Source organism: Comamonas badia DSM 17552 (genome assembly GCF_000484635.1).
Taxonomy (GTDB): Bacteria; Pseudomonadota; Gammaproteobacteria; order Burkholderiales; family Burkholderiaceae_C; genus Comamonas_C; species Comamonas_C badia.
The window spans coordinates 418470-440340 of the sequence record NZ_AXVM01000002.1; the positions used below are offsets into that span (position 1 = coordinate 418470).

The following is a 21871-nucleotide window of genomic DNA, read 5'->3' on the forward strand; positions in this document are numbered from 1 at the left end:
TGACCCCGTTTTATTTCTATTGAAGACTGTCTTGGTCGGTGCTAATCTATGTCTGTTTTGCATACTTTGATGCAATTTGATATGAGGCCCGCCTTGAACCACTTCGCCACCCCTTCTGCCGAGGAAATCCGCGCCGCCGCAGCCACCGGGCTGTACGACCCGCGCTCCGAGCACGATGCCTGCGGCGTCGGCTTCGTGGCCCACATCAAGGGCGCCAAGAGCCACGCCATCGTCACCCAGGCGCTCAAGATCCTGGAGCACCTGAACCACCGCGGCGCCGTCGGCGCCGACCCGCTGATGGGCGACGGCGCCGGCATCCTGCTGCAAATCCCCGATGCCCTGTACCGCGCCGAACTCGCCACGCAGGGGGTGGAGCTGCCGCCCTTGGGCGAATACGGCGTTGGCATGGTCTTCCTGCCCAAGGAGCACGCCAGCCGCCTCGCCTGCGAAGAGGAAATGGAGCGCGCCATTCGCGCCGAAGGCCAGGTGCTGCTGGGCTGGCGCGACGTGCCGGTGGACCGCGAGCTGCCGATGTCGCCCACGGTGCGCGCGAAGGAGCCGGTGATCCGCCAGGTCTTCATCGGCCGCGGTGCCGACGTGATCGTGCAGGACGCGCTGGAACGCAAGCTCTACGTGATCCGCAAGACGGCCAGTGCCGCCATAGAGCGCCTGGAGCTCAAGTACAGCAAGGAATATTACGTTCCGAGCATGAGCAGCCGCACGGTGATCTACAAGGGGCTGCTGCTGGCGCACCAGGTCGGCGCCTATTACTTCGACCTGCAGGATGAGCGCTGCGTCTCGGCGCTGGGCCTGGTGCACCAGCGCTTTTCGACCAACACCTTCCCCGAGTGGCCGCTGGCCCACCCCTACCGCTACATCGCGCACAACGGCGAGATCAACACCGTGCGCGGCAACTACAACTGGATGAAGGCACGCGAGGGTGTCATGAGCTCGCCCGTCCTGGGCGCGGATCTCAAGAAGCTCTATCCGATCAGCTTCGCGCACCAGTCCGACACCGCCGTGTTCGACAACTGCCTGGAACTGCTCACCATGGCCGGCTACCCGCTGGCGCAGGCCATGATGATGATGATCCCCGAGCCCTGGGAGCAGCACACCACGATGGACGAGCGCCGCCGCGCGTTCTACGAATACCACGCCTCGATGCTCGAACCCTGGGACGGGCCGGCGGCCATCGTCTTCACCGACGGCCGCCAGATCGGCGCCACGCTGGACCGCAACGGCCTGCGCCCGGCGCGCTACTGCGTGACCGACGACGACCTGGTGGTGATGGCCTCCGAATCGGGCGTGCTGCCGATTCCGGAGCACAAGATCGTCAAGAAATGGCGCCTGCAGCCGGGCAAGATGTTCCTCATCGACCTCGACCAGGGCCGCATGATCGACGACGAGGAGCTCAAGTCGCAACTGGCCAACGCCAAACCGTACAAGCGCTGGATCGACAACCTCTGCGTGCGCCTGGATGACGTGGTGCAGCCGGTGGCGGGCGCCGACGCGCACGAACTGCCGATGGCCGCGACCGAACCGCAGAGCGCCGGCGTGGCTTCCGCCTCGCCCGACCTGCTGGACCTGCAGCAGGCCTTCGGCTACACGCTCGAAGACATCAAGTTCCTGCTCAGCCCCATGGCGGTGAACGGCGAGGAGGCCATAGGCTCGATGGGCGACGACAGCCCGCTGGCGGTGCTCTCCGATCAGAGCAAGCCGCTGTACAACTACTTTCGCCAGATGTTCGCGCAGGTGACCAACCCGCCGATCGACCCGATCCGCGAGGCCATCGTGATGAGCCTGGTGAGCTACATCGGGCCGAACCCCAACCTGCTGGACATCAACCAGGTCAACCCGCCGATGCGGCTGCAGGTGAGCCAGCCGATTCTGGACCCCGAAGACATGGCCAAGCTGCGCGACATCCAGCGGCGCACGCATGGCAAGTTCAGCTCGCACGTGATCGACATCACCTACCCGCTCGCCTGGGGCGCCGAGGGCGTTCAGGCGCGTCTGGCCAGCCTGTGCGCGCAGGCGGTGGACGCGATCCACAACGGCCACAACGTGCTGATCCTGAGCGACCGCGCGGTGGCGCGCGAGCGTGTGGCCATTCCCGCGCTGCTGGCCTTGTCCAGCGTGCACCAGCACCTGGTGCGCACAGGGCTGCGCACCAGCACCGGCGTGGTGGTGGAGACCGGCAGCGCGCGCGAGGTGCACCACTTCGCGGTGCTCGCGGGCTACGGCGCCGAGGCCGTGCACCCCTGGCTGGCGATGGAAACGCTGGCCGCGATGCACAAGGATTTGCCCGGCGAGCTGAGTGCCGACGAGGCCATTGCGCACTTCATCAAGGCAGTGGACAAGGGGCTGTCCAAGGTGATGTCCAAGATGGGCGTCTCCACCCACATGAGCTACTGCGGCGCGCAGCTGTTCGAGGCCATAGGCATCAACACCGACACCATTGACAAGTATTTCAGCGGCACCTCCAGCCGCGTCGAGGGAATTGGCATTTTCGAGATCGCCGAAGAAGCCTTGCGCTGCCACCGCGCCGCCTTTGGCGACGAGATGGTGCTGCGCCAGCGCCTGGCCGCCGGCGGCGACTACGCCTGGCGCGAACGCGGCGACGAGCACATGTGGACGCCCGACGCGATTGCCAAGCTGCAGCACGCCACGCGCGCGGGCAACTTCGGCACCTACAAGGAATACGCGCAGATCATCAACGACCAGTCGCGCCGCCTGATGACGCTGCGCGGGCTGTTCGAGTTCAAGGTCGATCCGGCGAAGGCGATTGCACTGGACGAAGTCGAGCCCGCGAGCGAAATCGTCAAGCGTTTCGCCACCGGCGCGATGTCGCTGGGCTCGATCTCCACCGAGGCGCATGCCACGCTGGCGATCGCCATGAACCGCCTGGGCGGCAAGAGCAACACCGGCGAAGGTGGCGAGGACCCGCAGCGCTACCGTGAAGGGCGCCAGCCCATCACCGTGCGCAAGCGCAAATCGCTGGCCTCCGTCATCGGGAAGGAGGTGGTCGAGGTGGACATGCCGCTGGAGGACACCGACAGCCTGAGGAGCCGCATCAAGCAGGTGGCCTCGGGGCGCTTTGGCGTGACGACCGAATACCTGGTCTCCAGCGACCAGATCCAGATCAAGATGGCGCAGGGCGCCAAGCCCGGCGAAGGCGGGCAGCTGCCCGGCGGCAAGGTCACGGACTACATCGCGCGCCTGCGCCACAGCGTGCCCGGCGTGGGCCTGATCAGCCCGCCGCCGCACCACGACATCTACTCCATCGAAGACCTGGCGCAGCTGATCCACGACCTGAAAAGCGTGGCGCCGCACGCCAGCATCAGCGTCAAGCTGGTCTCCGAAATCGGCGTGGGCACGGTGGCCACCGGTGTGGCCAAGTGCAAGGCCGATCATGTGGTGATCGCCGGGCACGACGGCGGCACCGGCGCGTCGCCCTGGTCGTCCGTCAAGCGCGTCGGCAGCCCGTGGGAAATCGGCCTGGCCGAAACCCAGCAGACGCTGGTGCTCAACCGCCTGCGCGGGCGCATCCGCGTGCAGGCCGACGGCCAGATGAAGACCGGGCGCGACGTGGCGATCGCCGCGCTGCTGGGCGCCGATGAATTCGGCTTCGCCACCGCGCCGCTGGTGGTGGAAGGCTGCATTCAGATGCGCAAGGGGCATCTGAACACCTGCCCCGTCGGCATCGCCACGCAGGACCCGGAGCTGCGCAAGCGCTTCACCGGCAAGCCGGAGCACATCATTCACTATTTCCTCTTCGTCGCCGAGGAGGTGCGCCAGATCATGGCGCAGCTGGGCATCCGCCGGTTTGACGAACTCGTCGGCCGCGCCGATCTGCTGGACATGCAGCGCGGCATCACGCACTGGAAATCGCAGGGGCTGGATTTCTCGCGCCTGTTCGCGCAGCCGCAGACCGCCGAAGACGTGGCGCGCCACCATTGCGAGGCGCAGGACCACGCGCTCGAACGCGCGCTGGACCACCGCCTGATCGCCAAGGCACGGCCCGCGATCGACGCGGGCGAGCGCGTGCGCATCCTCGACACCGCGCGCAACGGCGACCGCTCAGTCGGCGCGCTGCTGGCGGGCATGGTCACCCAGGCCCATCCCGAGGGCTTGCCAGACGACAGCATCCACGTCCAGTTCGAGGGCACCGGCGGGCAGAGCTTTGGCGCCTTTCTGTGCAACGGCATCACGCTCTACCTGATCGGCGATGCCAACGACTACACCGGCAAGGGCCTCTCGGGCGGGCGCATCGTGGTGCGGCCCAGCCTGGATTTTCGCGGTGCCTGGCACGAGAACATCATCGTCGGCAACACCGTGCTCTACGGCGCCACCAGCGGCGAGGCCTTCTTCGCCGGCGTCGCGGGCGAGCGCTTCGCGGTGCGCCTCTCGGGCGCCACCACGGTGGTCGAAGGCACGGGCGACCATGGCTGCGAATACATGACCGGCGGCACCGTCGCCGTGCTGGGCGGCACCGGGCGCAATTTCGCCGCCGGCATGTCGGGCGGCGTGGCCTATGTGTACGACGAGGACGGGCGCTTCGCCAGCCGCTGCAACCACGCCATGGTCCGGCTCGACCGCGTGCTGCCGAGCGCGGAACAGGCCGCGCAGGAAAGCGCGGCGGCGATGCACCGCGGGCGCACCGACGAAGAGCAGCTCAAGGCCTTGCTGGACGACCACCTGCGCTGGACCGGAAGCCGGCGCGCGCGCGAACTGCTGGACCAGTGGGAGCTGGCACGCCACCGCTTCGTCAAGGTGTTCCCCACCGAATACCAGCGTGCGCTGGTCCATATCAGTGACCAAAAATCAGCCGCGACGCAAGCTGGAACATCGCAGGGCGCTCCAAAAACAAGAGCAATCACCCATCCTTGAGCCACGCCTCGTACTTTGCCAAACCAAGCGACCCACCACAGGACACCAACACCATGGGCAAGATCACCGGCTTTCTGGAGTTTGACCGCATCACCGAGCCACATGCACCGGTGGCCGAACGCGTCACCAATTACCGCGAATTCGTCACCACGCTGACCGAACCGCTGGCGCGCCAGCAGGCGGCGCGCTGCATGGACTGCGGCATTCCGTTCTGCAGCCACGGCTGCCCGGTCAACAACATCATTCCGGACTTCAACGACCTCGTTTACCGGGGCGACTGGAAGAACGCCTTCCTGGTGCTCGATTCGACCAACAACTTCCCCGAGTTCACCGGCCGCATCTGCCCCGCGCCCTGCGAGGCCGCCTGCACGCTCAACATCAACAGCGAGCCGGTGGGCATCAAGTCGCTGGAGCGCGCGATCATCGACCGCGCCTGGATGGAGGGCTGGGTCGTCCCGCGCCCGGCGCCGCGCCAAAGCGGCAAGCGCGTGGCCGTGGTCGGCTCCGGCCCCTCGGGACTGGCGGCGGCGCAGCAGCTCGGGCGCGCCGGGCATGCCGTCACGCTGTTCGAGAAGAACGACCGCATCGGCGGCCTGCTGCGCTACGGCATCCCGGATTTCAAGCTCGACAAATCCCACATCGACCGGCGCATGGCGCAGATGCAGGGCGAAGGCGTGACGTTTCGCATCGGCGTGCTGGTGGCCGGCATGCCGGGCGAAGGCGTGGGCGCCACCATCACCAACCTCTCGCGCGAGACCGTCACGGCCGATCAGCTGCTGGCGGAATTCGACGCCGTGCTGCTCACCGGCGGCGCCGAGCAATCGCGCGACCTGCCGGTGCCGGGCCGCGAACTGCGCGGCATCCACTTCGCGATGGAATTCCTGCCGCAGCAAAACCGCATCGATGCGGGCGACAAGGTCAGGGACGCGATCTCGGCCAAGGGCAAGCACGTCATCGTGATCGGCGGCGGCGACACCGGCAGCGACTGCGTGGGCACCAGCAACCGCCAGGGCGCCAAAAGCGTGACGCAGTTCGAGCTCATGCCCATGCCGCCGCTGCACGAGAACAAGGAGCTCACCTGGCCCTATTGGCCGATCAAGCTGCGCACCAGCGACAGCCACGAGGAAGGCGCGCAGCGCGAGTTCGCCATCTCCACCAAGGCCTTCGTCGGCAGCGGCCGCGGCCAGGCGGTCAAGGCGCTCAAGACGGTGCAGATCGAATTCAAGAACGGCAAGATCACCGAAGTGCCCGGCACCGAGAAGGACTGGCCGGCCGAACTGGTGCTGCTGGCCATGGGCTTTACCGGGCCCAGCACCACCATGCTGGATGCCTTTGGCGTGGAAAAGGACGCGCGCGGCAACGCTCATGCCAGCGTGGACGACGCCAAGGGCTACAAAACCAATGCCAAAGGGGTGTTCGCCGCCGGCGACATGCGCCGCGGTCAAAGCCTGGTGGTCTGGGCCATCCGCGAAGGCCGCCAGGCGGCGCGTGCGGTGGACAAATACCTGATAGGCAGCACCGTGCTGCCGCGCTGAACCAAACGGCTTTGCATTCAAGCGTAGAACAAGGCGGGAAGCCGCAGGCAGTGCTTGTCGCACGACAAGGCGAACCAACGCAGTTATACGTTTGAAGGCGAAGCCGTATCAGACTTCGAGCCACTCCTTGCGCACCTGCGCATCGGCGCGCAGCGCGTCGGGCGTACCTTCGAACACGATGCGGCCGTGCCCCATGACCAGCACCCGGTTGGAAATGTGCATCGCAATCGTGAGCTTTTGCTCGATGAGCAGCACGGCAATGCCGCGTTCCTGCAGACGCTGCAGATACTGCCCGACCTGTTCGACGATCTTGGGTGCGAGGCCCTCGGTGGGCTCGTCGATGAGGATGCAATCCGGGTCACCCATCAGCGTGCGGCACAGCGTCAGCATCTGCTGCTCGCCGCCGGAGAGCAGCCCGGCCTCGACGCTGCAGCGCTCTTTCAGGCGCGGGAACATCGCGTACATGTCGTCGAAGTTCCAGCGGCTGGCGCGCCCGCTGCCCTTCTGGCCCAGCATCAGGTTCTGGTGCACCGTCAGGCGCGGAAAGATGTCACGGCTCTCGGGCACGTAGCCCAGGCCCAGGTGGGCAATCTCGAAGGGCTTTTTGCCCAGCAAGTCCTGCTCTTTGAAGCGCAGCTGCCCGGCAGCGTGCACCATGCCCATGATGGCCTTGGCGCAGGTGGAACGGCCCGAGCCGTTGCGTCCGAGCAGGGCAACGATCTCGCCCGGCTGCACCGCAAGGTTCACGCCATGCAGCACATGGCTTTTGCCGTACCAGGCCTGCAGATCGGTCACTTGCAGCATCAGTGCGCCCCTCCCTGCGCCTCGGCGACGGGCGAGCCCAGGTAGGCTTCCTGCACGCGCGGGTTGGCGCGTATGGCCTCCGGGGTGTCGAAGGCGATCACCTCGCCATAGACCACCACGGCGATCCGGTCCGCCAGGCCGAACACCACGCCCATGTCGTGCTCCACGGTCAGCAGCGTCTTGCCTTCGGTCACCTCGCGGATCAATTTGATGAAGTGCGCCGTCTCCGTCGTGCTCATGCCGGCAGTGGGTTCGTCCAGCAGGATGACCTGCGCGCCGCCGGCAATGGTCACGCCGATCTCCAGCGCACGCTGCTCGGCATAGGTGAGGTTGACGGCCTGCACATCGCGCTTGGCGGCCAGGCCCACCTGCGCCAGCAACTGGTCGGCGCGCGCATTCGCATCGTGCAGGCCCGAGAGAAAGCGCAGAAAGGTGTAGCGGTAGCCCAGGCTCCAGAGCACCGCGCAGCGCAGGTTCTCGAACACCGACAGGTGCGGGAAGATGTTGGTGATCTGAAAGCTGCGGGACAGCCCCAGGCGGTTGATTTCGTGCGGCTTCTTGCCGTCGATGCGCTGGGCATTGAGGTGCACCTCGCCACTCGTGGGCTGCAGCCGCCCGCTGACGAGATTGAACAGCGTGGACTTGCCGGCGCCGTTGGGCCCGATGATGGCCACGCGCTCTCCCGGGCGCACCGCGAGGTTGGCGCCGCGGATGATCTCCGTCCTGCCAAAGCTTTTGCAGAGGTTTTTCAATTCCAGTGCGTAGGTCATGCCGCCGCTCCCGCGCGCTGGAGCTCTGCCTGGATTTCCTCCTGCGCCCTGCCCCAGGCCAGCGCAAAGCGCCTGCCGGCCCGATGCACCGCCAGCGCGCCCAGCAGCGCCACCACCGCGCTGCCCACCCACGGGCCCGCGGTGGCGGCATCGAGCGGCATGCCGAAGAAGGTGATGGTGCTGCCCGCGCCCACATTGAGCTGCAGGTGATAGACCATTTCGATCAGCGGCGCGACGCCCAGAAACAGCAGCGCGCAGGCCAGCGCCAGCGCGCCGTACGGCCCGGCAAACCGGCCCAGCCTGCCGGTACGCGCCATCTGCACGTTCATCATTACGAGGCTGGCGATGCCCCCGGGGGCGTACATGATCATCAGCACGAAGACCAGCCCCAGATACAGCAGCCAGGCGGCGGTCAGCTCCGACAGCAGCACCATGGCCAGCACCATCAGCACCGCGCCGATGATGGGCCCGAAGAAAAACGTGACGCCCCCCAGGAAGGTGAACAGCAGGTAGGCGCCGGAGCGCAGGCCGCTGAGCGAATCCGCGGCGTTGAAGATTTCGAAATTGATGGTGCCCAGCGCGCCGCCGATGCCGGCAAAGAAGCCCGCGATGATGAAGCTGTACCAGCGCACCAGCTGGGTGTTGTAGCCCACGAACTGCGCCCGCTCCGGGTTGTCGCGCACGGCGTTGAGCATGCGCCCCAGCGGCGTGGCGGTGAAGGCATACATCAGCGCGGTGCAGACGAAGCACCAGGCCGCTATCAGGTAATAAAGCTGCAATTGCGGGCCGAAGCTGATGCCCGCCAACGGCTTGCCATAGGTGCGGTTGATCGAAATGCCGCCATCCCCGCCGAAGAGATCCGGCAGCATGATGGCAAACGCCACCACCAGCTCGCCAATGCCCAGCGAGATCATCGCGAACGTGAGCCCCGCCTTGCGCGTGGAGACGTAGCCCAGCGGCACCGCGATCAGCGCGCCCATGAGGCCGCCCGCCAGCGGCATCAGCACCAGCGGGACCGCGATGCCGTGCGCATCCACGTAGCTGATCGCCGCCACCGCCGCATAGCCGCCCAGCCCCGTGTAGACCGCATGCCCGAAGCTCAGCATGCCGCCCTGCCCCAGCAGCAGGTTGTACGAGAGGCAGATGACGATGAGAAAGCCCATCTGCGAAAGCATGTTCACCGCCAGGCTGCTGCGGAACACCAGCGGCGCGGCGATCAGCACCGCGGCATAGCCGCCCCAGGCAAGCCACTTGCGGCGCGAAGAAGACACCATGGAAGCACCCACCTCAATCCTCCCGCGTGCCCATGAGTCCGCGCGGGCGGAAGATCAGGATCAGCACCATGAAGAGATAGGGCAGCATGGGTGCAATCTGCGACACCGTCAGGCGCAGCGCCTGTTCCAGCGGGTTGCCGCTGGCCACCTGCACGCCGACCACGCGCAGCAGGTCGGCCAGCGAGGTATCGATGGCCACCGCGAAAGTCTGCACCACGCCGATGAGGAGGGATGCCAGGAAGGCGCCCGCCAGCGAGCCCATGCCGCCCACCACCACCACCACGAAGATGATGGAACCCACGGCATAGGCCATGGCCGGTTCGGTCACGTAGGTGTTGCCCGCCACCACGCCCGCCAGCGCCGCCAGCGCCGCGCCGCCGCCGAACACCAGCATGAACACGCGCGGCACGTTGTGGCCCAGCGCCTGCACCGTGTCCGGGTGCGTGAGCGCCGCCTGGATGATGAGGCCGATGCGCGTGCGCGTGAGCACCAGCCAGATGCCGCCCAGCATCAGCACCGCCACCAGCATGATGAAGGCGCGCGACCTGGGAAACTGCGTGCCGTAGAGCGTGAACAGCGGCCCCTGCAGCTGCTCCGGCAGCCCGTAGGGCACCACATTGCGCCCCCAGACGAGCTGCACCACCTCCAGCACCAGGTAGGAAAGACCGAAGGTGATCAGCAGCTCGGGCACATTGCCGAAGCGGTGCACGCGCCGCAGGCAGACCTGCTCGAACAGCGCGCCCAGCAGGCCCGCCGCCAGCGGCGCGATGAAGAGCGCCGGCCAGTAGCCTATGGAGGTGGACAGCGCATACGCAAAGTAGGCGCCCAGCATGTAGAAGCTCGCGTGCGCGAAGTTGAGCACGCCCATCATGCTGAAGATCAGCGTCAGCCCCGAGCTGAGCATGAACAGCATCAGCCCGTAGCTCAGGCCGTTGAGCAGCGAGATCGAGAAAAATTCCATTGTTTGGCGCGGCAACAGACCACGCCGGGCGCAGACGCCCGGCGTGTTTCAGACAAGGTGCATTCGAATCAGGAAGGCCGCTTCATCTGGCAGCTGGTGGGCGTGCTGGCGACGAAGGGCTCCAGGTATTTCACCGGCGCGAAGGTATAGCCCGTGTTCTCCACGTTGTAGGTGTTCTTGGCGTCCACCTTCTGCCACTTGGAAATCCACATGCCCATCTGCAGCTGGTGGTCGGTCGCGCGCATCTGCGCATCCTCGCCGTTGAAGCCCTTGAAGCGCAGGCCCTGCAGCGCCGCCGCCACCTTCACCGGGTCGGTCGACTTGGCCTTGGCCATGGCGTCCGACAAGGCCATCATCGCGTTGTAGATCGAGAGGGTGTAGAGGTCGTCGTTGTACTTGGCCTTGAAGCCATCGGCCAATTCACGCGTGCGCCCGCTGTAGTTGGAATGGCCGTAGGCAATCTGATAGACGTCGGTTTCCTTGCCCTGCGCCAGCGCCGTGGGCGTGCCCGATACGCTGGGGTAATAGGCGTAGATGGGAATGTTGAAACCCGCGTCGTTCATGGCCTTGACCAGCAGGGTGAAGTCCTGGCCCCAGCTGCCGGTCACCAGCGTGTCGGCGCCGGCGGCCTTGATCTTGGCCACGTAGGGCGCGAAATCCTTGACCTGGCCCAGCGCGACGAAGTCGTCGCCGACGATCTTGACGTCGGGCCGGTTGCGCTCGATGCCCTCCTTGAAGTATTTGCTGACCTGGTGGCCATGCGAGTAGTTCTGGTTGACCAGGTACACCTTGTGGATGTTCTTCTGGTCCTTCATGAAGCTGGTCAGCGCCGCCATCTTCATCGAAGTGTCGGCGTCAAAGCGGAAGTGCCAGTAGTTGCACTTCTCGTTGGTCAGGGCCGGATCGACCGCGGCGTAGTTGATGTAGACCACCTCCTTGCCGGGGTTGCGCTCGTTGCTCTTGCCCACCGCGTCGGACAGCGGCACCCCCACGTTCGAACCGTTGCCCTGCGCGACGTAGCGGATGCCCTGGTCCACGGCCGACTTCAGCAGGTTCAGCGCCTCCTGCGGCGAGCTCTTGCTGTCCATGGGCACGACCTCGAACTTGATGCCGGCGGGGTTCTCGGCGGCATTCAGATGCTCGGCCACGTACTGCCAGCTCTTGAGCTGGTTGGTGCCCACCGGGCCCATGGGGCCGGACAGGCCCTCGATCATGGCGATCTTGACGGTTTGCCCGCTTTGAGCAAAAGCCGCGCCAGCGCACGCCAGCGCTGCGCAAGCAGCCATCATCTTGATAGTGAAATGCATAGTGTCTCCTGCAGGGGTTGGCATGGCGCCATAGCCTACAGGAGACCTCCGCTCCGGCATTTCAGGGTTTGCCCGGGTTTTGAACCGATTCAGTCACATGGATGACTGCAGGGCCGGGCAGGCCGCGCGCATCAAAGCCCCGGCAGCTTGTAATCCTTGAGCTGTTCGCGCAGCTTGCTCTTCTGCATCTTGCCGGTGGCGCCCAGCGGGATCGCCTCGACGAACACCACGTCGTCCGGAATCTGCCACTTGGCGATCTTGCCTTCGTAGAAGGCGATGAGCTCGTCGCGCGTCACCTGCGCATCGGGCTTCTTGACCACGGCGATGATGGGGCGCTCGTCCCACTTGGGGTGCGGCATGCCCACGCAGGCCGCCATCGCCACCGCGGGGTGCGCCATCGCGACGTTCTCGATGTCGATCGAGCTGATCCACTCGCCGCCGGACTTGATCACGTCCTTGCTGCGGTCGGTGATCTGCATGAAGCCATCGGCATCGATGGTGGCCACGTCGCCCGTGGGGAACCAGCCGCGGCCCTGCGCGTCCTTGACCAGCGGGCTGCCCTCCATCTTGAAGTAGTGGTCCATGATCCACGGCCCGCGCACCAGCAGGTCGCCATAGGTCTTGCCGTCCCAGGGCTGGTCCTCGCCGTTGTCGCCCACGATCTTCATGTCCACGCCAAAGATCGCGCGGCCCTGCTTGGTGCGGATGTGCAGCTGCTCGGCCGCGGGCAGATGCAGCTGCTTGTTCTTGAGCGTGCAGACCGTGCCCAGCGGGCTGGTCTCCGTCATGCCCCAGGCGTGCAGCACGTCCACGCCGTATTGCTCGCGGAAGGTGTCGATCATCGCCGGCGGGCAGGCCGAGCCGCCGATGACGGTGCGCGTGAGCGTGCTGAACCTGAGCTTGTTGGCGCCCAAGTGCCCCAGCAGCATCTGCCAGATGGTGGGCACGCCGGCCGCCATCGTCACCTGCTCGGATTCCATCAGCTCGTAGATCGATTTGCCATCCATCGCCGGGCCGGGAAAGACCACCTTGCAGCCGGTGAGCGCCGCGCCATACGGCAGGCCCCAGGCGTTGACGTGGAACATCGGCACCACCGGCATCATCGAATCGCGCGCCGACAGGTTCAAGGCATCGGGCAGCGCGCCGCCGTAGGCGTGCAGCACGGTGGAGCGGTGGCTGTAGAGCGCGCCCTTGGGGTCGCCCGTGGTGCCGCTGGTGTAGCACAGGCCGGCGGCGGTGTTCTCGTCCAGCTGCGGCCAGGCGTATTGGTCGGACTGCCCGGCAATCCAGGCCTCGTAGCTCAGCAGGCCCGGAATGCCGCTGTCCGCGGGCAGCTTGTCGGCGTCGCACAGCAGCACCCAGGTCTTCACCGTCGGGCACTTGGCATGCACCGCCTGCACCAGCGGCAGGAAGGTGGCGTCAAAGCACACCACCTTGTCCTCGGCGTGGTTCACGATCCACACCAGCTGCGTGGGGTGCAGGCGCGGGTTGAGCGTGTGCATCACGCGCCCCGAGCCCGCCACGCCGAAGTACAGCTCCATGTGGCGGTAGCCATTCCACGCGATGGACGCAATGCGGTCGCCCTGCTGCGTGCCGCTGGCCTCCAGCGCATTGGCCAATTGCTTCGAGCGCCTGGCCAGATCGGCATAGGTATAGCGGTGAATGTCGCCCTCGACGCGGCGCGAGACGATTTCGCCGTCGCCGTGGTGGCGCGCCGCGAAATCCAGCAGCATCGACGTCAAAAGGGGTTGGTTCTGCATCTGGCCCAGCAACATGGTGTCTCCTTGTAGGCTCGTTGGGTGGAATGAACGGCGCAATGGTAGCGCCGCGTCCGCGGCGCCGTGCGCGCAAACGCCCCTGTTGTCACCCACAGGACAAAATCCGCCCTCTGCGCCACGCCGCGTGGTGAAGGACAATGCATCCATGTCCAGCACCATCGCCGCCCCCGCCCGCCCCAGTGACGCCGGCGCCGTCCTGCATTGGCAGCAAGGCTTTGCCGCGCTGGGCGAGGCCTTCTTCACGCGCCTGGCGCCCACGCCGCTGGAAGACCCGCATTGGGTGGCGGCGGACCCCGACGTGGCCGCGCTGCTGGGCCTCTCGCCCGCGTGGATGGGCAGCGAGGCGGCGCTGGCCGCCTTCAGCGGCAATGCACTGCTGCCGGGCAGCGCGCCACTGGCCAGCGTCTACAGCGGCCACCAGTTCGGCACCTGGGCCGGACAGCTGGGCGACGGCCGCGCGCTGCTGCTGGGCGAGACGGCAGAGGGGCAGGAGATCCAGCTCAAGGGCAGCGGGCGCACGCCGTATTCACGCGGCGCCGATGGCCGCGCGGTGCTGCGCTCCTCCATCCGCGAATACCTGGCCGGCATCGCGCTGCATGGGCTTGGCGTGCCGACCACGCGGGCGCTGGCGCTGGTCGGCTCGCCCACGCCGGTGCTGCGCGAAGAAATCGAGACCGCCGCCGTCGTCACGCGCGTGGCGCCCAGCTTCATCCGCTTCGGCCACTTCGAGCACTTCGCCGCGCGCGGGCAGATCGAAGAACTGCGCCGGCTGGCCGATTACGTCGTTCAGCGCCACTACCCCGAATGCCGCGCCGGCGAAGGCTTCGGCGGCAATGCCCATGCCGCCCTGCTGCACGCCGTGAGCGAACGCACCGCGCGCCTCATGGCGCAATGGCAGGCGGTGGGTTTCATGCACGGCGTGATGAACACCGACAACATGAGCATCCTGGGGCTGACGCTCGATTTCGGGCCGTTCCAGTTCATGGATGCGTTCGAGCCGCGGCACATCTGCAACCACACGGACCGCCTGGGGCGCTACGCCTTCGACCAGCAGCCCTTGGCCGCCCACTGGAACCTGCGCTGCCTGGCGCAGGCGCTGGTGCCGCTGATCGGCGACATGGCAAGCGCGCAGGCGGCGCTGCAATCGTATGCCGACACCTTCAATGCCCAGTACCTGCAGTGCATGCGCGCCAAGCTCGGCCTGCGCCAGCCGCATGCGGACGACGAGGCGCTGCTGGCCGAGCTGCTGCGGCTGATGGCGCAGGACGCGGTGGACTACCCGCTCTTCTGGCGCCGGCTGTCGGAGATGGTGGCCACCGGCAACCCTGCGCCGGTGCTCGCCCTGTTCAAGGGCCGTGATGCCTTCCAGCACTGGCTGCTCTCGTATCAGAAGCTTCTGGCGCAAGACAGCCGTGCCCTGCAGGCTGATTTGATGCTGAAAACCAACCCCAAATTCGTGCTGCGCAACCACCTGGCCGAGCAGGCGATACGCGCTGCGAAACTTGGCGACTTCCAGCCACTCCAAACCCTGCAGACGCTGCTGGCGCGCCCGTTCGACGAACACCCGCGGCACGCTGCCTGGGCCGGGCTGCCGCCCGACTGGGCTTCCTCCCTCGTATTGAGCTGTTCCTCATGACCTACCCCATCCAGAAATCCGAAGACGCATGGCGCGCCGCGCTGGCCGCCAAGCAGGCCGAGCCGGGCGCCTTCCAGATCACGCGCCATGCCGCCACCGAGCGGCCCTTCAGCGGCAAATACGAGCGCCACTGGGCCGACGGCAGCTACCACTGCATCTGCTGCGGCGCCAGGCTGTTTGAATCCGGCACCAAATTCGACGCCGGCTGCGGCTGGCCCAGCTTCTCCGAGGCCATCCCCGGCACCATCCGCGAAACCGTGGACCGCAGCCACGGCATGCTGCGCACCGAGACCACCTGCGCCCAATGCGGCGCCCACCTGGGCCATGTGTTCAACGACGGGCCCGGGCCCACCGGCCTGCGCTACTGCATGAACTCCGCCTCGCTGGACTTCGAGCCGCAATAAGCCGCAATAAGCAAGAACGCGCCACTACACTAGCCCGCCATGCGCCTGCTGCTCGACTTCGTCCCCATCCTGCTGTTCTTCATCGCCTACAAATGGCACGGCATTTACGCCGGCACCGCCGTGCTGATGGCCGCCACCTGCGTGCAGATGGCCATCGTCTGGTGGCTGGACAGAAAGCTCAGCACCATGCACAAGGCCACGCTAGTGCTGATCCTGCTCTTCGGCGCGCTGACGCTCGTCCTGCAGGACGAGCGCTTCATCAAATGGAAGCCCACCGTGCTCTACGCCGCCATGGCGCTGGCGCTGGCCATCGCGCTCTGGGTCTACCACAAGAACTTTCTCAAGATCATGCTGGGCAGCCAGATCGCGCTGCCGGAGGCCATCTGGGGGCACCTCAGCGTGGCCTGGATAGGCTACTGCCTGTTCATGGCCGCCCTCAACGGCTACGTGGCCGCCTATTTCTCCACCGATGCCTGGATGGACTTCAAGCTCTGGGGCTATGTCTTCCCCGTCGTATTCATCATTGGCCAAGGCCTTTACATTGCACGCCACATGAGTGAATCGCCTGAAGTGCCCTCGCCCGGAGCCTCCGAATGAGCATCCCCCCCGCACCGGCGGATACCGGCAACGCGGTGACCGCCCAAGCCATGGACGCCGCCTTGCGGCAATCCCTCGCCCCCAGCCAGCTGGAGGTACTGGACGAAAGCTGGCAGCACGAAGGCCATGCGGGCGCCAATGGCACCGGTTTCGGCACGCACTTTCGCGTGCGCATCGCGGCGCCGCGGCTCGCCGGCCTGCGCCGCGTGGCGCAGCACCGGCTTGTGTATGATGCGCTGCGCCCATTCATCGACCAGGGCGCCCACGCGATCGCCATTGAAGTTCTCTGATCCGTCCTTACCCCCGAGCGGCCCGCGCCGCTTTCTCCCTCTTTTCCCTCCTCGCATCATTTCCATGCACCACAAGCTCCTGTCCGGCCTGCTGGCCGTTGCTCTCGTTGGCGCCACGGCACTGCCGGCGGCCGCCCAGAACCTCGCCATCGTCAATGGCAAAGCGGTTCCCACGACCCGCGCCGATCAACTGCAAAAGCAGGTTGAGCAGTCCGGGCGCCCGATCACGCCCGAACTCAAGAACCAGATCAAGGAAGAAGTCATCGCGCGCGAAGTCTTCATGCAGGAAGCCCAGAAGCGTGGCCTGCAGAACAGCCAGGACTTCAAGGACCAGATGGAACTGGCGCGCCAGGCCCTGCTGATCCGCGAGCTGTTCGCCGATTACCAGAAGAAGAACCCGGTGACGGATGCCGACGTCAAGGCCGAGTACGACAAATTCGCCGCCGCCAGCGCCGGCAAGGAATACGAGGCCAGCCACATCCTGGTCGAGAAGGAAGACCAGGCCAGGGACATCATCGCGCAGCTCGACAAGGGCGCGAAATTCGAAGACATCGCCAAGAAGGAATCCAAGGACCCCGGCTCCGGCGCCAAGGGCGGCGATCTGGGCTGGGCCAACCCGAGCAGCTACGTGCCCGAATTCACCGAAGCCATGATCAAGCTCGAAAAAGGCAAGATCACGCAGGAGCCCGTCAAGAGCCAGTTCGGCTGGCACATCATCCGCCTGAACGACATCCGCGACGCACAGCTGCCCAAGCTCGACGACGTGAAAGGCCAGATCCGCCAGCAGCTGGAACAGCAGAAACTCGGGCAATTCCAGCAGGATCTGCGCTCCAAGGCCAAGGTCGAGTAAAACCGGCCGGCGGCAGGGCCGCCGCCTTCCCGGTCTTCTTGTTCACCACGTCCGATACGCGTGGACGGGGCAGCATCAGGATTTCTGCCGCTTCAAGTGGTGCTGTTCGATCCACCCCGCCAGTTCGGTCATGAGCTGCTCCCTGAGCTGCCTGGTGTCATTGATCTGCTGTTGCGATGCCAGATGCAGCCGCTGGGCTTCTTCGTGCGGGAATCCCAACTCCAGGAACAGATTTGCTCCGGGTTTGGTCACGCGGCGGATTTCAGTGTCGATCTTCATGGTTTGCCTTTCCTTGCATTGGCGATGGCCCGGTAGCGAGCCTCGGCGATGCGCTTATCCTGTTGGCTTGTCGCCTCCATATAGACGAATACGGGTCAAGAGCGCAGCCTGCTAGCCTGTCGGCGGCACCAACCCCGCCACCTGCTCCCGCGCCAGCACATGCCCGTGCGCGGCCGCCCTGGCCAGCCACATCAGCGCCAGCGCATCGCCCTCGGCGCCGCCTGCCCGGCCGGCCGCATGCAGCAGCGCCAGCCAATGCATCGCATCCGCCTCGCCCTGCTGCGCCGCCAATTCCAGAAAATACCGCGCCGCCGCCACGCCCCCATCGTTGCCCTCGCTGCCCTGCGCCGCGTCCAGCGCCGCCAGCGCCAGCAGCGCCCCCATGTCTGCCTGCGCCGCCGCCTCGCCCCGGTCCGCGCGCTCCAGCAGCGGCGCATCCTGCGCCGCCAAGGGCACCGCCAGCTCCGCCTGCAGCGCCGCCCACGGCACCAGCGCCCGCCCATCGGCCTGGCGCGCCACCAGCCCCTGCTCCATCCGCCGCTGCCAGGTGCGCACGCTGCGCCCCGTCACGGCGGCCACCGTGTTGACGTGAAGGGCGACGCAAGGCGGGGGGTACTCCGTGGACATGCGCGCATTGTCACCCCACCCACCCGACACCGCGCGGCGTGTCGCAGTTTTTTGGCGACAAGCGCCGATCTACCCCCATTTCCACCGGCTCATCGCGCGTTTTCACCCCGGAACCTGGTTCACAGTTGCCTGGCACGATGCGTGCTTGAAACTACACCGTGCGGCGACGCACCATGCGTAGTGTCTCCAAGGTTCAACCTCTACTTTGCAAGGGAATGGAAATATGAAAACGATGAAGAAAGTGCAGCAGGGCTTTACCCTGATCGAATTGATGATCGTGGTGGCGATCATCGGTATTCTGGCTGCGGTGGCGCTGCCGGCGTATCAGGATTACATCGTGAAATCGCAAGTGTCCGAAGTGATGCTGGCCGCATCTTCGGCCCGTACCACGGTGTCGGAAGCCGCAGCAGTGGAGTCAGGCACGGCCATGCCTACCAGCGTCTCTATCGAAAGCCAAACGTCGAAATTTGTCTCAGGCGTTGCATACGCTACTGGTATAATTACTGCCACATCCAAAAGTCTGAGTGGTGGTGTTTCGGGAACCATTATCTTGACAGGAGCAAAGCAATCGAATGGTCAGGTGACATGGACATGTGCTGGTACCATTCCGGCAAAATACCGCCCTGCTTCGTGCAAGGGCTAATATTTTAGCCAGTGGTTTTTTCAACCAATCAACCCGCCCCGCGAGGCGGGTTTTTTCTTTTTTGCCTTAGTGCCATCAGCCTGCTGATGGCTGCAGTCTGGCTGATTTTCAGCGCCGCCTTGCCGGGTATCGTGCATTTTGACGATATCGGCAACCTGAAGGGTCTGGCATCGATCAACGATTTGAGCACTGCGTGGCACTGGGTGCGTGAAGGACATGCGGGCCCTCTGGGACGCCCTCTTTCATTGATCACATTTGCTCTGCAATATTATGAATGGCCCAACCCAGAATCATTCTTGCTTTGGAATATCGCCATTCACACGATCAACGCCTTGTTGGTTTTATGGCTCTCGGTATTGATAACGCAACGGCTCAACTACAAAGAAAAAAGACAAATTTACGTCGGATTTTTTGTAGCTGCAGCATGGGCAACGCTACCCCTGCTCAATACATCTGTATTATTCATCGTGCAGCGCATGACGCTGCTTTCCGCCACCTTTGTTTTGGGTGGGTTGATTGCATTTTTAAAGCTGCGTGGTGATAAATATTCACATTGGAAGCATCAATTACTGGCATTATCAGCATTGGGTTTTTTTGGCATTCTGGCAATATTTGCCAAAGAAAATGGTGCGCTGATAGTTGTTTACGCACTGATAATTGAGTGTCTTTTGATTTTCCATGTGCGTGATAAAAAAATCACATGGGCCGCAAAAGCATTCCTGTTTGGTAATACGCTTCTCCTTCTTGGGCTTTTTTCTTTTCTACCGTGGCCCGATTGCACCGAGCTTACCCGTGGTTTCACGGTATGGGATCGCCTGGGGAGTCAGGGCGTTATTTTATTGAACTATCTGAAGGGGATTTTTTTACCAACAGGTGCGGAATTGAACCCTTTCCGTTTCGAATTTTTTTTGCGTGACCATAAAAACATGCATTGGGGTATCGTGCTTTGGCTCACGTTCATGGCTTCTCCCTTGATTGCATGGCGGCTTGGTGGCCGGCGCGCATTGCCGGTAGCCTTGGCGTGCGCCTGGTTTTTTTATGGCCACATCATGGAATCCGGATGGTTATCGCTGGAACCCTATTTTGCGCATCGCAATTATTTGGCAGCACTGGGCCCTATATTTCTCTTGGTCGCTTGGTTTTCGCTGCCAAAAACTGGCGCTTTGTGGCGCGGTATCGGGATAATCTATCTTGGTTTGCTTATTGCCGTTTCCTGGATGAATACATCTCTATGGGGAAATCGCGCGCTGGCGGCAGAAATTTGGGCAAAACAGGAACCCCTCAGTACCCGAGCGACACTGAATTTAGCCTATTACCTGGAAAAAACACAAGGCGTAGCGACAGCGCAAGATTTTCTCAATCATGTCATGACTACGCAACGAGATAGTACCGGGCTGCGCTTGCAAAGCTTGATCAGTGCGTGCCGTCTTGATCCTGAAACCGATCATTCAGCATTGGTAAAAGATGCCACGCATGCAATTCGCACCCTTCCTTATGAGGGCTGGGCTCCGGATCTTGTTGAAAATCTGCTAACCACGATTGATAAGCAACAATGTCACGGTGTTGGGTATACCGAGATCGCAGAAATTGCCACTACCTTCCTGAACAGATCTGCTTATCAATGCTCCAAGCCCATTCAGCACAATTTATTGAGCATACTTGGGGTGGTTGCATTGCATCAAGGCCAGACAAATCAGGCGTTGGATTTTTTATATATGGGGTTTCAGTCATCACCGTCTTACGCTACAGCAAAATTCTACCTAGATGTCGCGCAGCAGAACAACAATGTCGAAGCCATTGAGAAATTGAACCGATTGCTGACCGGAATGTCAGCTCCTAAAGGAACACCTTCCGCAGAATGGATGCTGCTGATTGAAAAAATTCACGTATATTTGCAGACACACAATCCATAAGCCAACAAGCATGAACACTGACATCAGCATCGTTCTACCGGCCAAAAACGAAGCTGCCGCCATTGGCCAAACGATAGCAAAAATTCTTGCTCTGCAGTACCCGCAGGCTGATATCTTGGTCATCAACGACGGCTCCATCGACAATACCGCTACCGTCGCCGAGGCAGCAGGCGCCCGCGTCATCCACCACCCCTATGGCAAAGGCAACGGCGCCGCCATCAAGACCGGTGCGCGTGCAGCGCAGGGCAACGTCATCGTCTTCATGGATGCCGACGGCCAGCATGACCCGGCGGATATCGCCCGTCTGCTGGCAAAGCTCCAGGAGGGCCACGACATGGTGGTGGGCGCGCGCCAGAAAGGCTCGCAGGCCAGCATCGGGCGGGGCCTGGCCAATGGCTTTTACAACCGTCTGGCCAGCTGGATGACCGGGCACCGGGTGGAAGACCTCACCAGCGGCTTTCGCGCGGTGCGTGCGGACAAATTCTGTGAATTTCTCTACCTTCTGCCCAACGGCTTTTCCTACCCCACCACCAGCACCATGGCATTTTTCCGCGCTGGTTATTCGGTGGCCTATGTGCCCATCCACGCCGCCAAACGTATCGGCAAAAGCCACATCAATCTGCTGCGCGACGGCACGCGCTTTCTGCTCATCATCTTCAAGATCGGCACGCTGTTTTCGCCGCTCAAGATTTTTGCCCCGGTGGCGGCAGGCATGTTCGCATTGGCATCCGCCTGGTATGGCTGGACCTGGTGGCACGAGGGGCGCTTCACCAACATGAGCGCGCTGCTATACACCTCCAGCGTGCTAATTTTTCTGCTCGGCCTGATTTCCGAGCAGATCACGGCACTGATGTACAAGGATAGACAGTGACTTTATCGAAAAAGATAGCTATCCGCGCTTGCTGGGCAAGTGTTCAAGGCTGATTTTCAGTAGCATTCACATGCTTTGGCAGCAGGCTTGGTAAGAACTCAAAATTTGTCCTTTATTAAAGACATTTTTTGAATATTCTCCATAGTTGGCTTATATTCAGGTCAATCATGAGCCAGATGCTTCCCATCCGCACCACTGCCGACTTGGGTTTGGCCGTCCGCAGCGCCCGCCAGGATGCGGGCCTGAAAGCCACCCGGGTAGCCGCCCAGGCGGGGCGCAGCCGCGACTTGCTGCACCGGCTGGAGGGCGGCGGCGATGTCACCACCAGTGCCTTGCTGGACGTTTTGCGCAGCATGGGCTACACGCTGCGGCTGGAAAAGCTGGCATTGCCCACGCTGGAGGAAATGCGCCAGCGTTTTGCCGACGACGATGACGCATAGGCGCC

18 protein-coding genes and 1 pseudogene are annotated in these 21871 nt (G+C 63.8%); 11 read left to right on the forward strand and 8 right to left on the reverse strand.

Going from position 1 to position 21871, the window contains the following annotated elements; translation table 11 throughout:
• The first annotated feature begins 81 nt into the window (after positions 1–81).
• Positions 82–4887 (forward strand): glutamate synthase-related protein, encoded by a 4806-nt coding sequence (locus K320_RS0106110; protein WP_051384844.1) that lies wholly within the window; start codon positions 82–84, stop codon positions 4885–4887.
• 53 nt (positions 4888–4940) lie between these two features.
• Complete coding sequence (locus K320_RS0106115) at positions 4941–6422, forward strand: glutamate synthase subunit beta (protein ID WP_024537962.1); 1482 nt, start codon at positions 4941–4943, stop codon at positions 6420–6422.
• Between the two features lie 108 nt (positions 6423–6530).
• Here the strand turns inward: K320_RS0106115 and K320_RS0106120 are convergent, their stop codons facing one another.
• The 6 genes from K320_RS0106120 to K320_RS0106145 all read right to left on the reverse strand — a co-directional run bounded on the left by K320_RS0106120 (position 6531) and on the right by K320_RS0106145 (position 13310).
• Positions 6531–7226: an ABC transporter ATP-binding protein gene (locus tag K320_RS0106120; RefSeq protein ID WP_024537963.1), complete on the reverse strand. Its 696-nt coding sequence runs from the start codon at positions 7224–7226 to the stop codon at positions 6531–6533.
• Positions 7226–7996 (reverse strand): ABC transporter ATP-binding protein, encoded by a 771-nt coding sequence (locus K320_RS0106125; protein WP_024537964.1) that lies wholly within the window; start codon positions 7994–7996, stop codon positions 7226–7228. The genes K320_RS0106120 and K320_RS0106125 overlap by 1 nt, the downstream gene beginning before the upstream one ends.
• Positions 7993–9270, reverse strand: coding sequence for a branched-chain amino acid ABC transporter permease (locus K320_RS0106130; RefSeq protein ID WP_024537965.1), 1278 nt, complete (start codon positions 9268–9270; stop codon positions 7993–7995). The genes K320_RS0106125 and K320_RS0106130 overlap by 4 nt, the downstream gene beginning before the upstream one ends.
• Before the next feature lie 13 nt (positions 9271–9283).
• The gene (locus K320_RS0106135) at positions 9284–10231 is read right to left on the reverse strand and encodes a branched-chain amino acid ABC transporter permease (protein ID WP_024537966.1); all 948 of its coding nucleotides are present in this window, start codon (positions 10229–10231) and stop codon (positions 9284–9286) included.
• Between the two features lie 68 nt (positions 10232–10299).
• On the reverse strand, positions 10300–11538 hold the full coding sequence (locus K320_RS0106140; RefSeq protein WP_024537967.1) for a branched-chain amino acid ABC transporter substrate-binding protein: 1239 nt from the start codon (positions 11536–11538) through the stop codon (positions 10300–10302).
• Positions 11539–11669: 131 nt separating this feature from the next.
• Entirely contained in the window at positions 11670–13310 is a 1641-nt protein-coding gene (locus tag K320_RS0106145) for a 3-(methylthio)propionyl-CoA ligase (protein WP_024537968.1), read from the reverse strand.
• Between the two features lie 151 nt (positions 13311–13461).
• Between K320_RS0106145 and K320_RS0106150 the strand changes: the two genes are divergently transcribed.
• The 5 genes from K320_RS0106150 to K320_RS0106170 all read left to right on the forward strand — a co-directional run bounded on the left by K320_RS0106150 (position 13462) and on the right by K320_RS0106170 (position 17093).
• Complete coding sequence (locus K320_RS0106150; protein WP_024537969.1) at positions 13462–14952, forward strand: protein adenylyltransferase SelO; 1491 nt, start codon at positions 13462–13464, stop codon at positions 14950–14952.
• On the forward strand, positions 14949–15356 hold the full coding sequence (msrB, locus tag K320_RS0106155) for a peptide-methionine (R)-S-oxide reductase MsrB (protein WP_024537970.1): 408 nt from the start codon (positions 14949–14951) through the stop codon (positions 15354–15356). The genes K320_RS0106150 and msrB overlap by 4 nt, the downstream gene beginning before the upstream one ends.
• 39 nt (positions 15357–15395) lie before the next feature.
• The gene (locus K320_RS0106160) at positions 15396–15953 is read left to right on the forward strand and encodes a septation protein A (RefSeq protein ID WP_024537971.1); all 558 of its coding nucleotides are present in this window, start codon (positions 15396–15398) and stop codon (positions 15951–15953) included.
• Positions 15950–16243 (forward strand): BolA family protein, encoded by a 294-nt coding sequence (locus K320_RS0106165; protein ID WP_024537972.1) that lies wholly within the window; start codon positions 15950–15952, stop codon positions 16241–16243. The genes K320_RS0106160 and K320_RS0106165 overlap by 4 nt, the downstream gene beginning before the upstream one ends.
• 64 nt (positions 16244–16307) lie before the next feature.
• Positions 16308–17093 (forward strand): peptidylprolyl isomerase, encoded by a 786-nt coding sequence (locus tag K320_RS0106170; protein WP_024537973.1) that lies wholly within the window; start codon positions 16308–16310, stop codon positions 17091–17093.
• A 25-nt stretch (positions 17094–17118) separates the two neighbouring features.
• On the opposite strand, the pseudogene K320_RS18030 reads toward K320_RS0106170, so the two are convergent.
• Positions 17119–17372, reverse strand: a pseudogene (locus K320_RS18030) (helix-turn-helix domain-containing protein); the annotation flags it as partial.
• 111 nt (positions 17373–17483) lie between these two features.
• Positions 17484–17999 carry a hypothetical protein gene (locus K320_RS18350; RefSeq protein WP_156913844.1) on the reverse strand — a complete coding sequence of 172 codons (516 nt, stop codon included), beginning with the start codon at positions 17997–17999 and terminating at the stop codon, positions 17484–17486.
• A 223-nt stretch (positions 18000–18222) separates the two neighbouring features.
• On the opposite strand from K320_RS18350, the gene K320_RS19615 reads away from it, so the two are divergent.
• The 4 genes from K320_RS19615 to K320_RS0106205 all read left to right on the forward strand — a co-directional run bounded on the left by K320_RS19615 (position 18223) and on the right by K320_RS0106205 (position 21866).
• Positions 18223–18642: a pilin gene (locus K320_RS19615; RefSeq protein WP_029695867.1), complete on the forward strand. Its 420-nt coding sequence runs from the start codon at positions 18223–18225 to the stop codon at positions 18640–18642.
• 86 nt (positions 18643–18728) lie between these two features.
• The gene (locus K320_RS18975; protein ID WP_156913846.1) at positions 18729–20555 is read left to right on the forward strand and encodes a hypothetical protein; all 1827 of its coding nucleotides are present in this window, start codon (positions 18729–18731) and stop codon (positions 20553–20555) included.
• A 10-nt stretch (positions 20556–20565) separates the two neighbouring features.
• A complete protein-coding gene (locus K320_RS0106200; protein ID WP_024537976.1) occupies positions 20566–21426 on the forward strand; it encodes a glycosyltransferase family 2 protein in 861 nt (286 codons plus the stop codon).
• A 167-nt stretch (positions 21427–21593) separates the two neighbouring features.
• Positions 21594–21866: a helix-turn-helix domain-containing protein gene (locus tag K320_RS0106205; protein ID WP_156913848.1), complete on the forward strand. Its 273-nt coding sequence runs from the start codon at positions 21594–21596 to the stop codon at positions 21864–21866.
• The last annotated feature ends 5 nt before the right edge of the window (positions 21867–21871 follow it).